1 protein-coding gene is annotated in these 1,984 nt (G+C 61.3%); it reads right to left on the minus strand.

Annotated features, from left to right (window positions below; translation table 11 throughout):
* The coding region (locus ACWEPL_RS59505) for a tetratricopeptide repeat protein (protein WP_452441935.1) at nt 1-1,544 on the minus strand (1,544 nt) is incomplete at its 3' end.
* Nucleotides 1,545-1,984: the final 440 nt, after the last annotated feature.

The following is a 1,984-nucleotide window of genomic DNA, read 5'->3' on the forward strand; positions in this document are numbered from 1 at the left end:
GAGTCGATGGCGTGCTGGTAGGCGGTGCGTGCGCCGTCTGCGTTGCCCTGCTCTTCGAGCAAGACGCCCAGGGCATACGCTGCCGTGGGACCGTGGTCGGGGTGGCCGGAGTCAATGGCGAGTTGGTAGGCGGCGCGTGCGCCGTCTGTGTCGCCCTGCTCTTGGAGCAGGATGCCTAGAGCGCATGCCGCCATGGATGCTTGATCAGGTTGCGTAGAAGTGCTTGCCTTACGAAATGCTGTAATTGCGTGGTCGGTGTGCTGGCGATCGTAGGCAGCGAAAGAGATGTTTAGGGCATCTCGTGGAGTGATGAAGTCCAGCAATTCTGGCCAAAGCTCGACGGGAATGGGCCGAGGCGCGTGGTCGGTGCCTTCATCGGCGGAGACCACATGGTCCAGCACGTCCCATCCATCCTGCCCACTCGTGGCAATGACGGTTCGAGTGAGTAGAGCCACTTGAGAAGCAACAGGTACCGCAGCCCATTGAGTCAAGCCGGTGTTGTATTGCTCGGTAGAGGCGGGCATTCCGACCTGGATCATGGGCAGATATATAGGAAACAGGCGACGCAGCTCAGAGTCGGATATGGGCCTATTTAAGCCGGCACGACGGCAATCTACGGCGGCCCGGACTAGGGCGCAGCCCGCAGGATTATCGTCTTGTCCGGCACGGTACTTGGCGATCAGTTCGACTCCACCGACCAGCGTTTCTGCGATACTGCCGCGAAAGCGTTCAGCGGGATACAACTCGCGGGCCTGCGAAAGTTCTTCGGCGGTAGGAGGGCGAAACTCCAACTCGTAGTTGTCTGCTCGCTCCAGCGCGGCCCGTGCGACACGGGTGACCTCACTCCCGGAGGCCAGGACCGCACGCCGGCGTTTGGCCGTCATGGTCGCGACCAGCAAGGCGCGTTCCAACACTGTGTCGAGCACGACTGTGGTCAACGCCTCCAAATCTGCGGGGGTGAGGTCATCAAGAACGACAAGACCGGGCTCGTCTCCAGCTATCGGCAGTCCTAGCTGGGTCAACTCCGCTAGCTGCTGTCCCCCGAGGGGAACCAGGACTTGGGTGTGGGCAGGCAAGGTTGCGCGGACCGCCTCAGCCAGAATGCGTGATTTACCTGCCTTGGTGGGTCCCCAGACCAGTACGAATGGATATGGGGGTCCAGGCTGTCCGAGGAGGTTACGAAGCTGCGCATCATCGGTGGAACGCACGATGTAGGGGGCGCTGCCTTGGCGTGTATATCGGGTCGGGGTAGCGCCCAGCTGTTCGTTCGTCACGTCTTGCAGTCGAGGCAGGTTCCCTTGGGTGCCCGCAGCGAGCAACGCGTTGACCTGTCGACTATGCTCGTCCTGCTCTTCTCTGCGGCGGCGCTTCTCCTCTGCTCGGTGTCCGACAAGCGGAAGAACAATGGAGAACGCCAGCAAGACGACCAGCGCAAGAATCGCGAGCGTGATTACCTGGTCTTGCTGTCCAGGCAGCTGCATCAACATCGTCACCAGTGCGATCAACGACGCGTTGACCGCAGTAGCGCCCACGATCCAGCCCATGAGATGGTGGCGAGCCACCAGCGACAGTCGCCGCAAACTTCCCGTACGGCCCCTTGCTCCCGGATGATCCAGCATTGTCACATCGCCTCCCGTGGCTCTTCCTAGCACGGACAGCCGGGAAGCAGGGAAGTCTTACACCTCAAAATAGGGTGGTGGCAGTCGGCGACGCGACCTCGTCTCGTGGTGTTCTCGGTGCAAGCCGAGGAGCCGAACCTCGTCGGAGGTAGTCAGCGGGGGAGCCAGCAGCCGCTGACTCGCCCCGACTCCGTCCGCCTTCGCCTTCGGGTACGACGGGTGGATCGACCGATCCGGCCCTCTAGACGAGTAAGTCCTAAGAAGTCCTAACAAAATGATCTAGGAATACTGGTGATCGCTCTCGGTTGATCATCGGGGTGAGGAAGGGCGAGCAGCTACCGTGGATCGTCTCGGATGAGCTGTGG

The sequence above is a fragment of the Nonomuraea sp. NPDC004186 genome (assembly GCF_053603495.1).